This is a genomic window from Pseudomonas sp., from assembly GCF_040514055.1.
Classification (GTDB): domain Bacteria; phylum Pseudomonadota; class Gammaproteobacteria; order Pseudomonadales; family Pseudomonadaceae; genus Aquipseudomonas.
In genome coordinates this window covers 18,851-38,176 of record NZ_JBEVDL010000099.1, presented here as the reverse complement: position 1 = coordinate 38,176, position 19,326 = coordinate 18,851, and the positions used below count along the sequence as shown (strand labels likewise).

Annotated in this window: 18 protein-coding genes; 12 read left to right on the top strand and 6 right to left on the bottom strand. The window is 65.6% G+C overall.

The features are described from left to right. Positions 1 to 22: 22 nt before the first annotated feature. The 4 genes from ABWY06_RS25515 to dksA form a co-directional block, all read right to left on the bottom strand. Positions 23 to 2,977, bottom strand: a complete 2,955-nt coding sequence (locus tag ABWY06_RS25515; RefSeq protein ID WP_353928388.1) for a sensor histidine kinase — start codon at positions 2,975 to 2,977, stop codon at positions 23 to 25. 84 nt (positions 2,978 to 3,061) lie between these two features. Beyond that, positions 3,062 to 3,238 carry a hypothetical protein gene (locus ABWY06_RS25510; protein ID WP_003095129.1) on the bottom strand — a complete coding sequence of 59 codons (177 nt, stop codon included), beginning with the start codon at positions 3,236 to 3,238 and terminating at the stop codon, positions 3,062 to 3,064. Positions 3,239 to 3,362: 124 nt separating this feature from the next. Then, entirely contained in the window at positions 3,363 to 4,250 is an 888-nt protein-coding gene (gene gluQRS, locus ABWY06_RS25505) for a tRNA glutamyl-Q(34) synthetase GluQRS (RefSeq protein WP_353928387.1), read from the bottom strand. 135 nt (positions 4,251 to 4,385) lie between these two features. Further along, positions 4,386 to 4,829 (bottom strand): RNA polymerase-binding protein DksA, encoded by a 444-nt coding sequence (gene dksA, locus ABWY06_RS25500; RefSeq protein WP_353928386.1) that lies wholly within the window; start codon positions 4,827 to 4,829, stop codon positions 4,386 to 4,388. Positions 4,830 to 5,024: 195 nt separating this feature from the next. Here dksA and ABWY06_RS25495 point away from each other — a divergent pair, with 195 nt between their 5' ends. Beyond that, positions 5,025 to 6,197, top strand: a complete 1,173-nt coding sequence (locus ABWY06_RS25495) for a pyridoxal phosphate-dependent aminotransferase (RefSeq protein WP_353928385.1) — start codon at positions 5,025 to 5,027, stop codon at positions 6,195 to 6,197. Continuing rightward, positions 6,197 to 6,904: a DNA/RNA nuclease SfsA gene (gene sfsA / locus ABWY06_RS25490; RefSeq protein WP_353928384.1), complete on the top strand. Its 708-nt coding sequence runs from the start codon at positions 6,197 to 6,199 to the stop codon at positions 6,902 to 6,904. Before ABWY06_RS25495 ends, sfsA begins: the two co-directional genes overlap by 1 nt. 167 nt (positions 6,905 to 7,071) lie before the next feature. Here the strand turns inward: sfsA and ABWY06_RS25485 are convergent, their stop codons facing one another. Then, entirely contained in the window at positions 7,072 to 7,389 is a 318-nt protein-coding gene (locus tag ABWY06_RS25485) for a Rieske (2Fe-2S) protein (RefSeq protein ID WP_353928383.1), read from the bottom strand. A 215-nt stretch (positions 7,390 to 7,604) separates the two neighbouring features. Beyond that, on the bottom strand, positions 7,605 to 9,827 hold the full coding sequence (locus tag ABWY06_RS25480) for a TonB-dependent hemoglobin/transferrin/lactoferrin family receptor (RefSeq protein ID WP_353928382.1): 2,223 nt from the start codon (positions 9,825 to 9,827) through the stop codon (positions 7,605 to 7,607). A gap of 136 nt (positions 9,828 to 9,963) precedes the next feature. On the opposite strand from ABWY06_RS25480, the gene ABWY06_RS25475 reads away from it, so the two are divergent. The 10 genes from ABWY06_RS25475 to deoC all read left to right on the top strand — a co-directional run bounded on the left by ABWY06_RS25475 (position 9,964) and on the right by deoC (position 19,326). Next, positions 9,964 to 10,665, top strand: a complete 702-nt coding sequence (locus ABWY06_RS25475) for an energy transducer TonB (protein ID WP_353928381.1) — start codon at positions 9,964 to 9,966, stop codon at positions 10,663 to 10,665. 22 nt (positions 10,666 to 10,687) lie between these two features. Further along, positions 10,688 to 11,767 carry a hemin-degrading factor gene (locus ABWY06_RS25470; protein ID WP_353928380.1) on the top strand — a complete coding sequence of 360 codons (1,080 nt, stop codon included), beginning with the start codon at positions 10,688 to 10,690 and terminating at the stop codon, positions 11,765 to 11,767. A gap of 122 nt (positions 11,768 to 11,889) precedes the next feature. Next, positions 11,890 to 12,783, top strand: a complete 894-nt coding sequence (locus tag ABWY06_RS25465) for a heme/hemin ABC transporter substrate-binding protein (protein ID WP_353928379.1) — start codon at positions 11,890 to 11,892, stop codon at positions 12,781 to 12,783. Between the two features lie 50 nt (positions 12,784 to 12,833). Continuing rightward, positions 12,834 to 13,817, top strand: a complete 984-nt coding sequence (locus ABWY06_RS25460) for a FecCD family ABC transporter permease (protein ID WP_353928425.1) — start codon at positions 12,834 to 12,836, stop codon at positions 13,815 to 13,817. After that, a complete protein-coding gene (locus ABWY06_RS25455) occupies positions 13,817 to 14,584 on the top strand; it encodes a heme ABC transporter ATP-binding protein (protein WP_353928378.1) in 768 nt (255 codons plus the stop codon). Before ABWY06_RS25460 ends, ABWY06_RS25455 begins: the two co-directional genes overlap by 1 nt. Positions 14,585 to 14,601: 17 nt before the next feature. Then, entirely contained in the window at positions 14,602 to 15,483 is an 882-nt protein-coding gene (locus ABWY06_RS25450) for a ChaN family lipoprotein (protein ID WP_353928377.1), read from the top strand. 255 nt (positions 15,484 to 15,738) lie between these two features. Continuing rightward, a complete protein-coding gene (gene cdd / locus ABWY06_RS25445; protein ID WP_353928376.1) occupies positions 15,739 to 16,227 on the top strand; it encodes a cytidine deaminase in 489 nt (162 codons plus the stop codon). An 80-nt stretch (positions 16,228 to 16,307) separates the two neighbouring features. Next, positions 16,308 to 17,567 (top strand): NupC/NupG family nucleoside CNT transporter, encoded by a 1,260-nt coding sequence (locus ABWY06_RS25440; protein ID WP_353928375.1) that lies wholly within the window; start codon positions 16,308 to 16,310, stop codon positions 17,565 to 17,567. A 92-nt stretch (positions 17,568 to 17,659) separates the two neighbouring features. Further along, a complete protein-coding gene (locus tag ABWY06_RS25435) occupies positions 17,660 to 18,478 on the top strand; it encodes an outer membrane protein OmpK (RefSeq protein ID WP_353928374.1) in 819 nt (272 codons plus the stop codon). Between the two features lie 74 nt (positions 18,479 to 18,552). Further along, a complete protein-coding gene (gene deoC / locus ABWY06_RS25430; protein ID WP_353928373.1) occupies positions 18,553 to 19,326 on the top strand; it encodes a deoxyribose-phosphate aldolase in 774 nt (257 codons plus the stop codon).

The following is a 19,326-nucleotide window of genomic DNA, read 5'->3' as shown; positions in this document are numbered from 1 at the left end:
TCTCGACAGTCTCTGGTCGCTGTTAAATCGCGGCGGGCGTTGCCTCGGCATGCCGAGGCAGCGTCACCCGAATCCGGGTGCCGCGCTGGTGCCCGGGGTCTGTCGGGCTGTCGATTGTTATCTGTCCATAATGCTCTTCCACGATCGAATAGACCAGTGCGAGCCCCAGGCCCGTCCCTTCCCCCGGGTCCTTGGTGGTGAAAAACGGTTCGAACAGGCGATCCATGATGGCCTTGGGAATGCCGCTGCCCTCGTCCTCGACGATCAGGTCCACGGTGTGCTCACAGGCTTCGCTCCTGACCCGTATGACGCCGCGCGGCGGCGACGCATCACGGGCATTGGACAGAAGGTTGATCAGCACCTGCGCCAGGCGTTGCGGGTCGCCTTCGGCGCGGTGCTCGGGGTCGCAAAGGTTGAAAAACTGCACTTCGATGCTGCGCTTGTTCAGCGACAGCAGGCCGATGGCGTCCTGGGCCACCTCGGCCAGGCTGACAGCCTCGTCGGCCTGCTGGCGGCCACCGGCATGGGCGAAACTCATCAGCGACTGAACGATGCGCGAGACCCGCTTGGTCTGCTCGATGATCTGGCTGCTGATTTCGCTCAGCTCGCCATCCTCCTCGCGCTCCTCGCGCAGGTTCTGCGCCAGGCAGGCGATACCGGTGATCGGGTTACCGATCTCGTGGGCTACCCCGGCCGCCAGGCGGCCAATACTGGCCAGGCGTTCGGAGTGCACCAGCTTGTCCTCGAGCATCTGCGTTTCCGTGAGGTCCTCGACCAACAGCACCAGGCCGGTGTTGCCGGGCGCCAGGGGTTCGTCGATGGCCGCCTTGTGCAGGTTGAGCCAGCGGGTTTGGCCATCCAGCGCCAGGCGTTGTTTGTGCAGGTGTTCGTCAGGCAGGTTGATAAAGCCTTCCAGCAAGGCGTTCCAGGGCTCGCCAATGGCGCCCAGGCGAGAACCGACCACCCGTTGCGCGGGGATGCCGGTGAGGTCCTCCATGGCGCGGTTCCACATCAGCACCTCCTGGTCCTTGGCCAGCGAGCAGACGCCCATGGGCAGCTCCTGCAAGGTTTGCCGGTGGTAGCGACGCAGGGCGTCAAGTTCGGCGGCCAGGCCGGTGAGGCGCGAGTGGTAGTCCTCGAGCCGGCTTTCGATAAAGTGGATATCCTCGGTGACATAGCCTTCGCTGCCGGATTTGTAGGGCAGGAAGGTCTCGACTATGTCCTGGGCCACGCTGGGGCCCATCAGCCCGGAGAGGTTGGCTTCCAGGCGGTCGCGCAGGCGACGCAGGGCATAGGGACGGTTTTCGTCGAAGGGCAGGTGCAGGTCGCGCAGGGCCTGCTCGATTTCGCGTTGGGCGGTTTTCGCGCCCAGCGGCTTGGCCAGCTGAGCGGCGAACTCCTGGGGTGACACCGCCAGCAGTTCACGCCGTTGCGGGCGCCGCACATTGTCCACCGCGCAGGCCTCGGCGGCGCTTTTTTCCTCGCTGCTGGCTTCGGTGAACAGCGACACCAGGGTGAACACCACGACGTTGGCGGCCAGCGAGCCAATGGCCGCCAAGTGCCAGCTGGTGTCGTCCAGCACATAGATGACGTTGAAGAACGGCAGGTAAAAACCCTGCAGGTTGCCCACCAGCGGCAGCAGCATGCTGACCAGCCAGACCACGATGCCGGTCAGCAGGCCGGCGATAAAACCACGCCGGTTGGCGGTCGGCCAGTACAGCACCGAGAGTACGCCGGGGAGGAACTGCAGGGTGGCGACGAAGGCGACTATGCCCAGGTTGGCCAGGTCCTGCTCGGCGCCCAGCAGCAGGTAGAACCCGTAGCCGGCCATGATGATGGCGATGATCAGGGCGCGGCGGGTCCACTTCAACCAGCGGTAGATATTGCCTTCGGCCGGTGGCTGGTAGAGCGGCAGCACCAGGTGGTTGAGGGCCATGCCCGACAGCGCCAGGGTGGTCACGATGATCAGGCCACTGGAGGCCGACAGGCCACCGACATAGGCGATCAGGGCCAGCGCCTTGCTGTTGACCGCGATGCCCAGGCCCAGGGTGAAGTACTCGGGGTTGGTGGTGGCCCCCAGCTTCAGGCAGGCCCAGAGGATCAGCGGCACCGCCAGGCTCATCAGCAGCAGGAACAGCGGCAGGCCCCAACTGGCACTGACCATCGCGCGGGGATTGAGGTTCTCGGTAAAGGTCATGTGGTACATGTGCGGCATGACGATGGCGGAGGCGAAGAACACCAGCAACAGGGTGCGCCACGGGCCTTCCTGCAGCGGGGTGTGCATGGCCGCCAGGGTGGCCTGGTTCTGCAGCAGCCAGATTTCCAGTTGGTGCGGGCCGCCGAACACGCCATACAGGGCATACAGGCCGATCCCCCCCAGGGCCACCAGCTTGACCACCGATTCGAAGGCGATGGCGAAGACCAGGCCCTCGTGTTTTTCCCGGGTGGCTATATGGCGGGCACCAAAAAGAATGGTGAACAGGATGATCAGGCCGCAAAAACTCAGGGCCACCCGCTGCTGCACCGGCTCGCGGGTAAGGATGCCGATCGAGTCCGCCACCGCCTGGATCTGCAGCGCCAGCAGCGGCAACACGCCGACCAGCATAAACAGGGTGGTCAGTGCGCCGGCCCAGGTGCTGCGAAAGCGAAAGGCGAACAGGTCGGCCAGCGACGACAGCTGGTAGGTGCGGGTGATGCGCAGGATCGGGTACAGCAGCACCGGTGCCAGCAGAAAGGCCCCGGAGACCCCCAAGTAGCTGGAGAGAAAGCCAAAGCCATACTGGTAGGCCAGGCCGACCGTGCCGTAGAACGCCCAGGCGCTGGCATAAACCCCCAGCGACAGGGTGTAGATCAGCGGGTGACGGATCAGCCAGTGGGGAATGATGCCGCGTTCGCTGATCCAGGCCACACCAAACAGGACCAACAGGTAGGCGGCGCTGATCAGCATCAGCTGGCTCAGGCTAAAGCTCGTCAGCATCGGCTGGACTCTGCGAATAAAGGTAAAGGACGGTGCCGCGGGCGATCATCATCAGGGTGAACGACGCTTGCCGGGAGCCATGGGTCAAAGCTCATCGGCATCGCGCTGGCTCTGAAGGATAAAGGTGACGACGATCAGGATCAGCCACAGCAGGTAGGGGCGATACCAGGCCCCGTTGGGGTCTATCCACCAGTCCATGATGGCCGGGGAAAACAGGTAGATCCCCACCACCAGGAGGAGGACCAGTCGGTAGATGTACATGGCGGATCCCGTGTCGATAATCGGGCGATGGTGCAGGAGAGCAGCTACAAGCTGCAAGTCATAAGGGCAGGGTCAGGGGTAACGCCTGTTACTTGAAGCTTGCGGCTTGAAGCTTATCGCTGCTTCATTCCAACTGCGCCTCGGCCAGGGCGCGGCTGCGCGGGATGGCCGTGGCGTCCCACTGCGCGATGCCCCAGGCCAGTACTTCGCGAGCCCCCGCGCGGGTCAACTGCGCTGGCGGCTTCTGACCCAGGGCGCGAAGGGCACGGACCAGCAAGGGGGCGGCCTGGTCGGTGGGCAGCGGCGCGGAGCGGTAGGACTTGCCGAGTTTATGCCCGTCGGGCTGGATGATCAGCGGCACGTGCAGGTAGCGTGGTTGACGCAACCCCAGCAGCTCCTGCAGGTACAGCTGGCGGGGCGTCGAGTCGAGCAGGTCGGCGCCGCGCACCACATCGGTCACGCCCTGCCAGGCATCGTCCAGCACCACGGCCAGTTGATAGGCGTACAGTCCGTCACGGCGGCGGATAACGAAATCACCGACGTCCCCGGCCAGGTGCTGACTGAAGTCGCCCTGGATCCGGTCGCTAAAGCCGTAGTTCAGCTGCGGCACGCGCAGCCGGATGGCGGCGTCGTCGGCGGCATGCCCAGCGTCGCGGCAGAATCCCGGATAGACGCCGCCATAGGGCTCCAGGCGTTTGCGCGAGCAGCGGCAGGCATACGCCAGGCCCTGGCGAAACAGCTGCTCGAGCACCTGGGCGTAGGCCGCATGGCGCTGGCTCTGGCGGATGCACTCGCCGTCCCACTCGAGGCCGTAGGCGCCGAGGGTGTCGAGGATCGCCGCCTGGGCACCTTCGACCTCTCGGGGCGGATCGAGGTCTTCCATGCGCAACAACCATTGGCCCCCCTGGGCACGGGCATCCAGATAGGAGGCCAGGGCGGCGACCAGCGAACCGAAATGCAGGTAACCGCTGGGGGTGGGCGCAAAACGTCCGGTGTAGGCAGGGAGGGTCATCGGCAGGGTCGGTAACGGACTATGGGGGTCACTGTGCTACAAGGGCGCGGGGCTGTCGATGCGGGTTGCTCGCCACAGAGCGGCGCATATGCAAACGGGGCGCCTAAGCGCCCCGTTGTTCAATCGCTGCCTGAATCAGGAACCGATCTGCTTTTCCTTGATTTCAGCGAGGGTCTTGCAATCGATGCAGAGGGTTGCAGTCGGACGGGCCTCGAGACGGCGGATGCCGATTTCGACGCCGCACGAATCGCACCAGCCGTAATCGTTGTCCTCGATCAACTGCAGGGTCTCGTCGATCTTCTTGATCAGCTTGCGCTCGCGATCGCGGGCGCGCAGCTCCAGGCTGAACTCTTCTTCCTGACTGGCCCGGTCGGCTGGGTCGGGAAAATTCGCCGCTTCGTCCTGCATATGATGCACAGTCCGGTCGACTTCCTGCATCAGTTCCAACTTCCACTTATTGAGGATGTCGGTGAAGTGGGCGCGCATCGGGTCACTCATGTACTCCTCGCCCTTTACTTCTTTATAGGGTTCGAAACCACGGTTGAGTGAGGTGCTCTTTGCTTTTGCTTTGGTGGGCATGGATGACCGCCTCTTAGTCTTTCTAATCACTGCGCAGGATAAGTCGATACCGTCTTTTTTGCCGGCCCTGCGGCTGCAAGCGGGCGAACTTACCAGATCGACTAGGGGCGCGCCACTCCCGGTTGTCGAGGTTGCTGCCGTTTACCCGGCCCTTTGGTTAGAATCCGCGGCCCGGTTCCTCATTAAGGAAGGCCCATGGCCACATCCTACAGTGCACGCAGTCGCGCCATCGAGCCCTTCCATGTGATGGCGCTGCTGTCGCGCGCCAATCAACTGCAGGCCGAGGGTCACGACGTCATTCACCTGGAAATCGGCGAGCCGGACTTCAGTACCGCCGCGCCCATAGTCGCGGCCGGGCAAGCCGCCTTGGCCAATGGCCATACGCGCTATACCGCTGCCCGTGGCCTGCCAGCACTGCGCCAGGCCATCGCCGGATTTTACCAACAGCGCTACCGCTTGAGCATAGACCCGGAACGGATCCTGATTACGCCCGGCGGCTCCGGCGCGCTGTTACTGGCCACCAGCCTGTTGGTCGATCCCGGTAAGCACTGGTTGCTGGCCGACCCCGGCTACCCCTGCAACCGGCACTTCCTGCGACTGGTGGAAGGGGCCGCGCAGCTGGTGCCGGTCGGGCCCGCGGAGCGCTACCAGCTCAACGGCGCACTGCTGGCCAAACATTGGAATGCCGACAGCGTCGGCGCCCTGGTCGCCTCGCCGGCCAACCCCACGGGGACCTTGCTGTCGCGCGCCGAGCTGGCGGAGCTGTCGAGCGCGGTGGATCAGCGCGGCGGCCACCTGGTGGTGGACGAGATCTACCACGGCCTGACCTACGGGCAGGACGCGACCAGCGTGCTGGAAGTGAACGACCAGGCCTTTGTGCTCAACAGCTTCTCCAAGTATTTCGGCATGACCGGCTGGCGCCTGGGGTGGCTGGTCGCACCGCCCGCCGCGGTACCGGAACTGGAGAAGCTGGCGCAAAACCTCTATATCAGCGCGCCGAGCATGGCCCAGTACGCCGCATTGGCCTGTTTCGAACCGGCTACCCTGGAGATTCTCGAGGAGCGCCGGCATGAATTCGGTCGTCGCCGCGATTTCCTCCTGCCGGCCCTGCGCGAATTGGGCTTTGGTATTGCGGTGGAGCCGGAGGGCGCGTTTTACCTGTATGCCGATATTCGTGCCTTTGGCGGCGATGCCTTTGCCTTCTGCCGGCATTTTCTGGAAACCGAACACCTGGCGATTACCCCGGGGCTGGATTTCGGCCACTACCAGGCGGGTCACCATGTGCGCTTCGCCTACACCCAGAGTCTGCCGCGTTTGCAGCAGGCGGTCGAACGCCTGGCCCGCGGCCTGAAAAGCTGGCGGCCCTGATGCAGTTTGTTCCCGCGCTGGAGGAAGGGCGGCTGGTACAGCGCTACAAGCGTTTCCTGGCCGATATCGAGACCGCCGCGGGTGAGCGGCTGACCATCCACTGCCCCAATACCGGTTCGATGCTCAATTGCATGAGCCCGGGCGGACGGCTGTGGTTCAGTCGCAGCAACGACCCCAAGCGTAAATTGCCCGGCACCTGGGAGTTGAGCGAAACGCCCCAGGGGCGGTTGGCCTGCGTCAATACCGGGCGCGCCAACGGGCTGATCGAGTCGGCGCTCAACGCGGGCATCATCGGCGAACTGGCCGGCTTCGATAGCCTGCGGCGCGAAGTGGCCTATGGTCAGGAGCGCAGCCGGGTGGATTTTCGCCTGGACTATGATGGCGCGCCGGCCTTCGTCGAGGTCAAGAGCGTGACCCTGGGGTTCGCCGATTCGCCGGTAGCGGCCTTCCCCGATGCGGTGAGCCTGCGCGGAGCCAAGCACCTGCGCGAGCTGGCGCACCTGGCGCGCCAGGGGATTCGCGCGGTGCAGCTGTATTGCGTCAATCTGTCGGGCGTCGAGGCGGTGCGGGTGGCCGAGGAGATTGATCCGGGCTATGCCGCCGCGTTGCGTGAAGCAGTGGCCGCGGGGGTCGAGGTGCTGGCCTACGGCGCCGAGCTGTCGCCCGAACAGGTGCGAGTCAGCCATCGCCTCGAGGTGATTCTCTAGCTTGTTTTGGGGACGACGGTGAATCAACAGACCCCGTCATACCCGCGCAGGCGAGTCTCCAGAGGCTTCACAGCACCAGGGTTCCGGTCTTCGTGGTGACCGCGGTGAATGTACAGACCTCGTCATACCCGCGCAGGCGGGTATCCAGAAGCTTTACAGCCGCTGGGTTAGAGTGTCACCCAGATCGCCTCGGCGTCTTCCCGGCAGGCCAGGGCGGTCAGCGACTGACCCGCGCAGGGGCCGGCCACGCATTCTCCGGAGTCGATCAGAAACAGCGCGCCGTGGGTGGCGCACTGCAGCAGGCTGCCGCTGTGGTCGAGGAACTGGTCCGGCAGCCACTCCAGGGGAATGCCGCGGTGCGGGCAGCGGTTCAGGTAGGCATGGACCTGGCCATCCTTGCGCACGGCCAGCAGGCGCACCTCGTCCAGCACAAAACCGCGACTCTGGCCTTCGGCCAATTCCGCGGGGGTACATAGGGCTTTCATCGCAGTCTCCCGGGCAGGTGCGCATTATCGCGCACCGCCTGGGTTTGCCAAAGGCCTAGTGGCCTGTTTGCCTAGTTCGATTAGTTAATTTCGCCGCCTGACGTCCCGATACGGCGTTGCTGCTCCTCGCCATAGCGGACTATGACTCGTCGCAGCGCCTTGTCTCAGAACCCCAGGCATTCGAACTTAAGTTAACCCACTAACCAAACAGGCCACTAGATCTCCCAGATCAGGTTTAGCGCCGCGTTACGCCCGGGCTGGGTATAACGGTTCAGGCTCGGGCTGTTCTCGGTCAGGCCGCGCACATCGCCCCACTGGCTGTACTGCTGGTCGGTCAGGTTGAACAGGCCGGCATTCAGCGACAGCTGCTCGGTGACCTGCCAGTAGCTGGTGAGGTCGAGCGTGCCGTAGCCGGAGGGCTGGTACTGACCGGCCAGTTGGGTATCGTCGACCCGCGTCTTGGCCGACACCAAGGTCCAGTTCAACTCGCCGCCAAAGGCGCCCGAGGGGGCGTCGTAGCCCAGGCCGAACACCGCCTTGAGCGGGTCGATGCTGTTGATCGGCTGGCCGCTGCCTTCGTCCTCGCCCCGGGCGTAGGCGAGAGCGCCGCGCAGGTGGGTGCCGGCGGGCAGGCCGAACTGGTCGAGGAACAATTCACCCTTGGCCTCGGCGCCGCGGATGGTGACCCGGTCCAGGTTCTGGTATTGGAAGGTCATGCGGTTATTGCCGGTGGGGTCGTTCGCCAGGGTGACCTGCTCGATAAAGTCCTCGTAGCGATTATAGAACAGCGCCAGGCCGAAGCTGCCGACCTGATACTTGCCGCGCAGGCCCAACTCGTAGCTGTCGCTGGTTTCCGCTTCCAGGTCGGGGTTGGCGATGGTCTGGTAACCCCGGGCGAAGTTGACGAATTCGCCGAAGATATCCACCGCATTGGGCGTGCGAAAACCGGCGGCGTATTGGCCGTACAGGCTGTGGGCGTCGTCCAGCTGATAGGTCAGGCCAAACTTGGGTGACAGCGCGTGATCGCTATAGTCGGCCGGGTCGGTGTCGATCGGCTGGCTGTTGAGGAATTCGCGGCTGACCTCCGGCTTCATTTCATAGTGGTCATAACGCAGGCCAGGCAGCAGGGTCCAACGGCCGAGGCTGATGCTGTCCTGGGCGAACAGCGCGTACTCGGTGGAGGTCGGGTCCGGGAAGTCGCTCAGCGGGAAAGTTTCATCGCCCGGCGCCGCGGGCACCGGGCTGCCGCTGTCGGCATAGACCTCGCTGCCGCGGCGCAGGTCGGAGCTGTCCAGGCGTTTGAGGTCGACACCATAGATCAGTTGATGACGGGCCGCGCCGGTGTCGAATTGCTTGTCGAACTTGCTGCTCAGGCTCCACAGCTGTTCCTGGTAGTTCGAATCGCGGTTGCGCAGGCGCGGCCGCCCGGCACTGAAACGTTGCTGCTCGGTCTGCTGGCGAATCTGACTGTCCTGGTAGCTCAATTGCCATTCGGCGCGGTCGGCCAGTGGACCACCGAGCTCGAAACGGTGCAGCAGGCTCAGGCGCTCGCGGTCGGTGCTGTCGGTGGCATCCGAGGTGCGCACCGTGGCACTGGTGCTGTAGTCGCTGAGCAAGCGGGTATCGGCGTCGTCCTGGTAACGGTCGTAAGTCAACTGCAGGCGGTCATGCTCGCCGTAGTCCCAGCCCAGCTTGGCCAACAGGTTGTCGGCGCTGTAGTCCTGGGGGTTGGCCTGCTCGCGTGCGCTGCCGATGCCGCCCTGACCACCGTGACTGTCCAGGGCATGGCCGTCGCGGCGACCCAGGTGCAGCAGGCCGTCGAGTGGGCCCTGGCGTCCGGCCAGGGTCAGGCTGCGTTGCCAGCTGTCGTCGGCGCTGTCGTAGCCGGTTTTCAGGCGGGTGTAAAAGTCGTCGCCCTCGTCCAGGTAGTCGCCAGCATCCTTGGTCAGGAAGCTGACCGCGCCGCCAATCGCATCGCTGCCGTAAAGCGAGGAGGCGGGGCCGCGGATGATCTCCACCTGCTTCAGGGTGTCCGCGTCTACGTAGTTGCGCCGCGCGTCGAGGAAGGGACCGAAGGTGAAGGCGTCCGGGACCGACACACCGTCGACCTGGGTCAGCACCCGGTTACCGCCGATACCGCGAATGGTGAACCCGCCCAGGCCAAAACGGCTGCCAGTGCCGCTGACCGACACGCCGGGTTCGTAACGCACCAAGTCCTTAATGTTCTTGACCATGCCCTGGTCGATGTCGCGCTCGGTCTGCACCGAGACCGTGCTGGGCACCTGGTCGAGTGTTTGCTCGTTACGGGTGGCGGTCACGGTGATGCTGTCGAACTGGGTGGCAGGCTCCTTTTCCGTTTCGCTGGCCAGCGCAAGGGTTGGGGAGAGCAGCAGCAAGGCCAGCCAGGGGCGGCGAGCGAAAGGCGGGCGTGAGGGCATGTCGGGGGCTCCTTGAGCGTGGAAGGCGAGTGGCTGCTATGGCCATCGGTTGGCGTCGGCGGCAGACGTTAACGATCTTGACATGCGAATGCAAATTATTATCATATAGATTAACTTGTTTTATGCCGGGCCCGACATGCGCCGATTGCCCCTCTTTCTGCTGCTTTCGCTGGCGCTGCATGCGGCCTCCAGCCAGCTGCTGCGCCTGCCCTCGAGCTCGGCTGGGATCGCATCGCCAGGCCCGGAGCCGATGCAGGTCAGCCTGGTGTCCTGGGCGCCCTTGCAGGCGCCCGCAACAGCGTCGAAGCCAGCGGCGGCGGTCGAGCATGCCCAGGCCGTAGCGTCGCCACCGGCATCCGCCGCGCCGACCGCGGCCGTGCGCCCGGTTGCCGTAGCGCGCCCGGCTCGACGGCAGCCTGTCGCTACGGCCGCCGCAGCCCCCGCCAGGCCGGCACCCGTGGCAGCGGCTGGCGCAGCCCCAATTCGCGCCAGGGCCGCAGCGGCGCCAGCGCCGTCGGTAACCAGTCCTGCGCCGCCGCCCCCGGCGGAAAAATTCAGTCAGGCGCCCGCTTTCCTCGCGCCGCCGCTGCAGCCGCGCTACCCGGCTCAGGCGCGCCGGCGCAACCAGCGCGGCACCGTGGTGCTGGAAGTGCGTCTGGATGAACAGGGCCGCCAGCGGGCGCTGCAAGTGCTGCGTTCCTCGGGGGTCGCCAGCCTCGACCAGGCGGCGCTGCAAGCCGTGGCCGCCTGGCGTTTTCGTCCGGAAACCGATGCCGGGCGCAGCGTCCCGAGCCGCGTACACATTCCCATCGAATTCGCCCTGACGGCGAGCCGTTGACCCTTCACTCAGGAGATCGAACATGAGCCTACAGACCCAGCCCGCCGCGCCGAGCAACGACCTTTTTTTGGCCTGGCAGGTGCTGCGCGCCGAACAGCCGCGCCTGCGTGCACGGGATGCGGCAGAACGCCTGGCGGTCAGCGAGGCCGAGCTGATGGCCAGCCGCCTGGGTACCGATGCGGTGCGCCTGCGTCCGGACTGGGCGGACCTGCTGCCGGCCCTGGGCGACCTGGGCCTGGTGATGGCCCTGACGCGCAATGAGCACTGCGTGCACGAGCGCCGCGGGCACTACCGCGAGGTCACCGTCAGCGGGCAGATGGGTCTGGTGGTGTCGGCCGATATCGACCTGCGGCTGTTCCTCGGTGGCTGGTCCAGTGTGTTCGCCCTCGAGGAAACCACCGCCAAGGGCCCCCAACGCAGTGTGCAAGTGTTCGATCGTCAGGGGAACGCGGTGCACAAGGTGTATTTGACCGAGGACAGCCAGCTCGAGGCCTGGGCGCCGTTGCTCGAGCGTTTTCGCGCGCCGCAGCAAAGCAGCGCGCTGGAGCTGGCACCGCTGGCGGTGCGTGAGCCGCCGGCCGCTGACGGCAGTATCGATATCGATGCGCTGCGGGTCGGCTGGTCGACGCTTAAGGACACCCACCATTTTTTCGCCCTGCTGAAAAAACACGGTGCGCAACGTACCCAGGCCTTGCGCCTGGCTGGCTCCGAGTGGGCCGAGCCGTTGGCGCCGAGCGAGTTGCCGAAGCTGCTGGAGGCGGCAGGGGTGGGCGGGGTGCCGATCATGGTGTTTGTCGGCAACCGTCATTGCATCCAGATCCACAGTGGCCCGGTGCACAACCTGCGCTGGATGGACAGCTGGTTCAACGTGCTCGATCCGCTGTTCAACCTGCACCTGAAAACCCAGTCGGTGGTGGAGTTGTGGCGGGTGCGCAAGCCCAGCACCGACGGCATCATCACCAGCTGGGAAGCCTTCGATGCCGAGGGCGAGCTGATCGTGCAGCTGTTTGGCGCGCGTAAACCGGGCGTGCCCGAACGTACGGACTGGCGCGCCCTGGCTGAAGCCGCGGCCCCCCTGGACGTGGCCGTCGAGGCGGTCTAACCCCGGTTGTGCCGCTGCGGCCCGAGTGTCGTGGCGGATGCGGACCGACCGGCTGCGCGCCGGGATTTTTATCGGCTGGGCGGCACTGCCGCTCCCCTGCCTTCTTGCGATGGATTCCCCCTATGCGTCTGACTCGTTTTCTCGCCGGCCTCTGCGCGGCCGCTCTCACCTTGCCGGCCCTGGCCGAACCCGCGACGAAGCGCTGGGTCAGCGCCGGTGGGGGGCTTAGCGAGTGGGTGGTGGCGCTGGGCGGGGAAAGCGCCCTGGTCGGGGTCGACAGCACCAGCCAGCATCCGTCGTCGCTCAAGGCGCTGCCAAGCATCGGTTATCAGCGGCAGTTGTCCGCCGAGGGCATTCTCGCCCTGCACCCCGACCTGCTGCTGGGCAGCGAGGAGATGGGCCCGCCGCCGGTACTGGAGCAGTTGCGTGGCGCCGGCGTGCGCATCGAAACCCTCTCGGCCCGGGCCGACCTGGCCACTTTGGCCAGCAACCTGCAGCGCCTCGGCGACCTGCTCGGCGCGCCGCAGCGGGCCAGCCAGGCACGGACCGAGTTCCAACGACGCCTGCAGGCGCAGGCCGCCTGGGTCGACGCGGCGCGGGCCAAGCAGGCGACGCCGGGCGTGTTGATGCTGCTCGGGCATGCGGGGGCCAGCCCCATGGCGGCGGGCCGCGACACGGCGGCGACCTGGTTGATCGGGCGGGCCGGTGGGCGCAACCTCACCGTTCACCTTGGCTATAAGGCCCTGTCCAGCGAGGCGCTGTTGGCCCTGGATCCCGACGTGGTGATTTTCGCCGACCGCAGCCTGCAGGGCGCGGCGGCCCGGGAAGCATTGCTCAAGCACAACCCGGCACTGGCAGCCACCCGCGCCGCCCGTGATGGGCGTTTGCTGTCGCTGGACCCGACCTTGCTGGTGGGGGGCTTGGGGCCGCGCGTACCCGCGGCGCTGGCGGAGCTGGCCAACGCCTTTTATCCTGCGGGCCACGCCTTGAGCGCCACCGCCACGAGCCAACCATGACCCTTGCTGTTCAGCCGCGCCGCCTGTTTATCGCCTTGAGCGTGTTGCTGCTGCTGGCGCTCTGGTTGTCCCTGGCCCTGGGGCCGGTCAACCTGCCGTTGCTCAGTACCGCCAAGGCCGCCTTACGCCTGCTCGGCCTGCCCCTGGAGGGCGCGGGGCTCGAGCAGGCGGAGTTGATCCTCGGCCAGATCCGCCTGCCACGGACCTTGCTGGGGCTGGCGGTGGGCGCCGTGCTGGCGCTGTCGGGGGTGGCCATGCAGGGGCTGTTTCGCAATCCGCTGGCCGATCCCGGCTTGGTCGGAGTCTCCAGTGGCGCGGCCCTGGGGGCGGCCATCGCCATAGTCGGAGGCAGCGCCTGGGGTGGCCTGCCGCCGGCCGTCGCGCCCTATCTGCTGTCGATCTGCGCCTTCGCCGGTGGGCTGGGGGTGACCGCCTTGGTCTACCGTCTGGGGCGGCGCGACGGTCGTACCAGCGTGGCGACCATGTTGCTGGCCGGCATTGCCCTGACCGCCCTGGCCGGCGCGGTGATCGGCCTGTTCACCTACCTGGCCGACGATGCCACCTTGCGCAGCCTGACGTTCTGGAACCTGGGCAGCCTCAATGGCGCCAGTTACGCGCGCCTCTGGCCGCTGCTGCTGGTCACGGTGACGGTGGCGCTGTGGTTACCCTGGCGGGCACGCGGGCTGAATGCCCTGTTGTTGGGAGAGTCGGAGGCGCGCCACCTGGGGTTCGAGGTGGAGCGGCTCAAGCGCGAATTGGTGTTTTGCACCGCCCTGGGGGTGGGTGCCGCGGTGGCGGCCGCCGGTATGATCGGCTTTATCGGCCTGGTGGTGCCGCCCCTGGTGCGTCTGCTGGTGGGGCCCGACCACCGGGTACTGCTGCCGGCGTCGGCGTTGGCCGGCGCCAGCCTGCTATTGTTCGCCGACCTCATCGCGCGGCTGGCTTTGGCGCCGGCGGAGCTGCCGATCGGCATCGTCACCGCGATGTTGGGTGCGCCTTTTTTCATCTATTTGCTGTTGCGGAGTCGAGTCTGATGCTGTGCGCGGAGCAGTTGCAGGTCTGCCGGGGCACTCAGACCGTCCTGGCGGGTATCGACCTGGCGTTGCAGCCGGGTGAGGTGCTGGGCGTGCTGGGACCCAATGGGGCGGGCAAAAGCACGTTGCTGGGCGCGCTGTGCGGTGAACTGCCGGCGGCCGAAGGGCGGGTGCTGCTCGACGGCAAGCCTTTGTCGGCCTGGAGCGGTCCGTCGCGGGCGCGGCGTCTGGCGGTGTTGCCGCAGCAGTCGACCCTGGACTTTGCCTTTCGGGTCGAGGAAGTGGTGGCCCTGGGACGTTTGCCCCATGCCAGCGGCCGCGAGCGCGATGGCCAGGTTGTCGCCGAGGCCCTGGCCGCGGCCGATGCCGGGCACCTGATCGGACGCAGTTACCTGGCGCTGTCGGGGGGCGAACGCCAGCGGGTGCACCTGGCCCGCGTATTGGCCCAACTCTGGCCCGGCGAGCAGGGCCAAGTGTTATTGCTGGACGAGCCCACCTCCATGCTCGATCCCCTGCACCAGCACACCATCCTGCAGGCGGTGTGCCGATTTGCCGAACGCGGTGCGGCGGTGCTGGTGATACTGCATGACCTCAACCTGGCCGCCCGCTATTGTGACCGGCTCTTGCTGCTGCAGGCCGGCCGGCCCCAGGCGCTGGGTACCCCGCAGCAGGTGTTGCGCGCGGCACCGCTGTACGCGGTCTTCGGTTTGGAGGTGCTGGTGCAGGTTCACCCCGAGCGCGGCCACCCCTTGATAGTCGCGCGTTGAGCGGACAGGGAGCTCGTATGCGAATGTTAGTGGTGGGCCTTTGTGCACTGTTGACCGCGTGCCAAGGCGCGGCCTTGCTGCCACCTCCGGCCTGGCTCAGCCCCGAGGGCCGCGATCATGCCGACCTGGGGCAGATCCGCGATCTGCGCAATGACCGCACGCTGACTCCGGCGCAGTTGGTCGAGGCCCTGGCCGAGGCGCCCTGGGTGCTGATTGGCGAGCAACACGACAATCCCGATCACCATGCCCTGCAACTCTGGTTGTTGCGCGGCCTGGCGCAACAGCGACCGACCGGCAGCCTGTTGCTGGAAATGCTCGGCCCCGACCAGCAGGCGCGAGTCGATCTGGCCCAGGCGGCCTCCCGTGACGGCCAGCCGCCGCCGGACTTGATGGGGGCGTTGAGCTGGCAGCCCGGTTGGGACTGGTCGCTGTACGGTCCGCTGCTGGGGTACGCCCTGCGCCAGCCTTATCCGGTGCGGGCGGCCAACCTGAGTCGGGCGCAGATGCTGCAGGTTTACCGGCAGCCGTCGGCCTTGCCGGGCGCCGCGTCGACGGCGCCTGCGGTGCAGACGGCGCTGCTCGAGGATATCCGGCACTCCCACTGTGGCCTGCTGCCCGAGGCGCAGCTGCCGGCGATGCTCGCCGTGCAGCAACAACGCGACCGGCGTATGGCCGAGGCACTGCTGGCCGCCCCGGCGCCAGCGCTGTTGTTGGCCGGAGCCTTTCACAGCCGTCGCGACCTGGGCGTGCCCCTGCACCTGGCAGACCTGGGTGCAGCGACGGGGCGGGTGCTGATACTGGCCGAGGTCGGCAAGCCGGTCACGGCCGCGCAAGCCGATTTCGTCTGGTACAGCGCTGCGCTGCCCGCCCAGGACCACTGCGCCGCATTGCGGCGTTGACCCCCACCTAAGTTCAGTCAACGCCCGGCGCCCGCCGGGCGGCCCTTGCCGCTGATCATTTCGTGACCGCGTCGAGGTTAGGCGAGTTGTTGTCTGTGGTTTAGTGCCGCCTTGCACCAAAAGCTGTCCTTACTGGCAGCTTTTTTTGTTTTTGGTGCAAGCTAGGCTACTCTCTGCGCGGAGATAACCGCCGCTATTGGCAGATATATGCCAAAAATAATAATAAAATCAGGTAATTACTGAATTTATAGGCAGTTGGCGCAGCTTTTGCTGTTGTTGCCTGAAGAGACAGGTTGCCAATGTAGATCAGGAGCGTCAATGAACAATAAGAGTGGACCAGGGGCTTCAACGACACGGCTGGCGTCCATGCTGCAGGCCGCCAAAGAGGCTGCCTCACATGCCTATTGCCGGTACTCGGATTTCCCGGTGGGGGCGGCCCTGCTGACGGCCGAGGGCGACATCATCAGCGGCTGCAATGTCGAAAATGCCTCCTACGGCCTGACCAATTGCGCCGAGCGCAGCGCCTTGTTCGCGGCCATCAGCCAGGGCCATGAGCCGCGCAGTTTCCAGGCGTTGATGGTGTATGCGCCGAAGATGGCGACCATCAGCCCCTGTGGCGCGTGCCGGCAGGTGATCAGTGAACTGTTGTCGGCGGATTGCCCGGTGTACTGCTGTGGCAGCGACGAGACGCAGTTGAAGACCTGGCGCAGCGATGAGCTGTTGCCCGGGGCCTTTGCCCTTTGAGCGGCGCCTGAGCCTCGCCTCGGTGCGTCGCACGCGTCGGTCCTCTTTCTGATTTCCCCTGTTTTCGGGAGCGTTACGCCATGAGTGTTATTGGCATTGTGGTTCTGTTGCTGATTGCCATCGCTTTTTCCAGCAATCGCCGGGCGATCCGCCCGCGCACCGTGATCGGTGCTTTTCTGATCCAGGCCAGCCTGGGCGCGTTTGTGCTCTATGTGCCCTCCGGTCAGGACATCCTCACCCACCTGTCGGACGCCGTGTCGGCCTTGCAAGCATGCGCCAACCAGGGCATCACCTTTCTGTTTGGCGGCTTGACCAGCGACAAGATGTTCGAGGTGTTCGGCGGCCAGGGTTTTATCTTCGCCCTGCGTGTCTTGCCCTTGATCGTGTTTTTCAGTGCCTTTATCTCCGTGCTCTATTACCTGGGCGTAATGAGCCTGGTGATTCGCGTGCTCGGCGGTGGCTTGCGCTGGCTGCTGGGTACCAGCCGTACCGAGTCGATGTCGGCGACGGCGAACATCTTCGTCGGTCAGACCGAGGCGCCCCTGGTGGTGCGGCCCTTTATCCCGAACATGACCCGTTCCGAGTTGTTTGCCGTGATGGTCGGCGGCCTGGCGTCGGTGGCCGGCTCGGTGTTGATCGGCTACGCCAGCCTGGGCATCGAGCTCAAGTACCTGATCGCGGCCAGCTTTATGGCGGCGCCAGGCGGCTTGCTGATGGCCAAATTGATGGAGCCGGAAACCGGCACGCCCAAGGACGACCCGAGCGACATTGACAACGCGGACGAGGAAAAGCCGGTCAACGTGCTGGATGCCGCGGCGAGCGGTGCCTCCAGTGGTCTGCAGCTTGCGCTGAACGTAGGGGCCATGCTGCTGGTGTTCATTGCCCTGATCGCCGTCCTCAACGGCTTGCTTGGTTGGGTCGGTGGCTGGTTCGGCTACCCCAGCGTGAGCCTGCAAGGCCTGCTCGGTTATGTCTTCGCGCCCCTGGCCTACGTGCTGGGCGTGCCCTGGGCCGAGGCAATTACGGCCGGTAGTTTTATCGGCCAGAAGCTGGTGCTCAACGAGTTCGTCGCCTACATCGATTTCGCCCGTTACGTCGACCCGGTCAAGGCGCTGGAGAGCGGTGTGCAGGTGCTGTCGAACCAGACCCAGGTGATCGTCACCTTTGCCCTGTGCGGCTTCGCCAACCTGTCGTCGGTGGGCATCCTGTTGGGTGGCCTGGGTGTTATGGCGCCCAACCGTCGCCATGAACTGGCGCAGTTGGGCATGAAGGCCGTGCTGGCCGGCACCCTGTCGAACCTGATGAGCGCCGCGCTGGCGGGCGTTTTCGTCAGCCTGTGAGACCGCCGCGCGGGCGGCCCTTGCCGTCCGCGCCGAGCCGGTAGCGTCCTCACCCTATCGTTGAAGAACTCAATTCTAAAAAGGAGAGCCCAGTGCTGCAGACCCTTGATCGCTTTTTTCGCCATTCGGCCCTGACCCTCTGCGCTTTGGCCGTGTCGACCCTGGCAAGTGCCGCCGCGCGGGCCGACGCACTGGACCCGGTATGGTCCTTTCGGAATGTCTCGCTCAATTACCTGGACTGGTCAAAGGGCACTGAAGAGCGCACCGCCAGCAACGCGGCCAAGGGCGATTTTTTCTTCCTCGAGCTCGAGGGCGGCGTGGGTTACACATGGGGCGAGTTCTACGGTTTCGCCGACCTGGAAAACCCGGGTAACGATCACCGCGAGCAGGATGGCCGCGACAACTTGCGCAGCGCGGCGAAGGTGACCTCGCACATATACCTGGGCGAGTCGCCGTTCTCGGTCTACCTGCATGTCTACGATTTTCGCGACTACGGGTTCGACGTACGCGAACAGGACCAGATCCTCGGGTTCGGTTATCGCCACACCTTCGACAATGGCCTGTGGGTCAAGCCGTTCCTCGGCGCTGCCCATGTCAACAGCAACAGTTATACCGGCATGAATGGCTATATGCTCGGCTGGGTCGCCGGCTACGACTTCCAGGCCCTGGAGCAGAAGTTCAGCCTGACCAACTGGCACGAGATGACCTTCGAGCGCGACGACGACTACCTGAGCCAGAACTATGTCAATGGCACGGCCGACGCGCTGGGCAACAACGGTGCCGTGGCGCTCTGGTGGCACCCGCTGTCCGAGGTGACCGCCGGTGTGCAGTACCGTTACTCGGTCAACAAGCTCGGCACGCCCGAGGCTTACCAGAACGCGACCATCTACACCGTCAAATATAACTTCTAAGAAAACCACGGCTGGCCCCGTAGCCTGCGAGGGTGGGGCGGCTACCCTTTTGTTCCACTGCCGAGAGACTCCCGATGGACTTGGATCGACTAGTGGCCCAACAGGCGATCGGCCTGCTGGACCTGACCTCCCTGAATGCGGACGATACCGATGAACGGATCCGCGCGCTCTGCCGCCGTGCCCTGAGCCCGGCCGGTGCGGTGGCCGCCGTCTGCGTCTATCCGCGCTTCGTCGCGCTGGCCCGCCAGACGCTCGACAGCCTGGGTGGTACGCAGGTGCGCGTGGCCACGGTGACCAACTTCCCGGCCGGCGCGGCGGATGTCCAAGGTGCGGCCGAAGAGACCCTGGCCGCAGTGTTGGCGGGTGCCGACGAGGTGGACGTGGTCTACCCCTACACGGCCTTGCGACGTGGGGACCGGCAGGTCGGGCGGGACCTGGTGCGGGCGTGCAAACAGGCCTGTGGCGAGCGTGCGTTGCTCAAGGTCATCCTGGAAACCGGTGAGCTGGCCGAACCTGAGCTGATTCGCCAGGCCAGCCTGGATGCCATCGACGCCGGTGCCGACTTTATCAAGACCAGCACCGGCAAGGTGACGGTCAACGCCAGCGAGCACGCGGCGCGGCTGATGCTGGCCGCCATCGCCGAGCGCGGTGGCCGGGTTGGCTTCAAGCCGGCAGGGGGCATACGTACCTTGGCCGACGCGAAAACCTATATCCAGCTGGCTGGCGACGCACTGGGGGCCGACTGGGTCAGCGCGGCGCATCTGCGCCTGGGCGCGTCGAGCCTGCTGGACGAGTTGTTGACGCACCTGGGGCAGGGCGCTCCGGGTTCCACTGCGGAGGGATATTGA

Excerpts from the sequence above, each read along its gene's own strand:
- ABWY06_RS25450 (WP_353928377.1), top strand. The coding sequence starts at position 14,602 with ATGCGAATGTTAGTGGTGGGCCTTTGTGCACTGTTGACCGCGTGCCAA.
- ABWY06_RS25495 (WP_353928385.1), top strand. The coding sequence starts at position 5,025 with ATGGCCACATCCTACAGTGCACGCAGTCGCGCCATCGAGCCCTTCCAT.
- ABWY06_RS25510 (WP_003095129.1), bottom strand. The coding sequence starts at position 3,238 with ATGTACATCTACCGACTGGTCCTCCTCCTGGTGGTGGGGATCTACCTG.
- ABWY06_RS25515 (WP_353928388.1), bottom strand. The coding sequence starts at position 2,977 with ATGCTGACGAGCTTTAGCCTGAGCCAGCTGATGCTGATCAGCGCCGCC.
- gluQRS (WP_353928387.1), bottom strand. The coding sequence starts at position 4,250 with ATGACCCTCCCTGCCTACACCGGACGTTTTGCGCCCACCCCCAGCGGT.
- ABWY06_RS25480 (WP_353928382.1), bottom strand. The coding sequence starts at position 9,827 with ATGCCCTCACGCCCGCCTTTCGCTCGCCGCCCCTGGCTGGCCTTGCTG.
- ABWY06_RS25475 (WP_353928381.1), top strand. The coding sequence starts at position 9,964 with ATGCGCCGATTGCCCCTCTTTCTGCTGCTTTCGCTGGCGCTGCATGCG.
- ABWY06_RS25465 (WP_353928379.1), top strand. The coding sequence starts at position 11,890 with ATGCGTCTGACTCGTTTTCTCGCCGGCCTCTGCGCGGCCGCTCTCACC.
- sfsA (WP_353928384.1), top strand. The coding sequence starts at position 6,197 with ATGCAGTTTGTTCCCGCGCTGGAGGAAGGGCGGCTGGTACAGCGCTAC.
- ABWY06_RS25485 (WP_353928383.1), bottom strand. The coding sequence starts at position 7,389 with ATGAAAGCCCTATGTACCCCCGCGGAATTGGCCGAAGGCCAGAGTCGC.
- deoC (WP_353928373.1), top strand. The coding sequence starts at position 18,553 with ATGGACTTGGATCGACTAGTGGCCCAACAGGCGATCGGCCTGCTGGAC.
- ABWY06_RS25455 (WP_353928378.1), top strand. The coding sequence starts at position 13,817 with ATGCTGTGCGCGGAGCAGTTGCAGGTCTGCCGGGGCACTCAGACCGTC.
- ABWY06_RS25440 (WP_353928375.1), top strand. The coding sequence starts at position 16,308 with ATGAGTGTTATTGGCATTGTGGTTCTGTTGCTGATTGCCATCGCTTTT.
- dksA (WP_353928386.1), bottom strand. The coding sequence starts at position 4,829 with ATGCCCACCAAAGCAAAAGCAAAGAGCACCTCACTCAACCGTGGTTTC.
- ABWY06_RS25470 (WP_353928380.1), top strand. The coding sequence starts at position 10,688 with ATGAGCCTACAGACCCAGCCCGCCGCGCCGAGCAACGACCTTTTTTTG.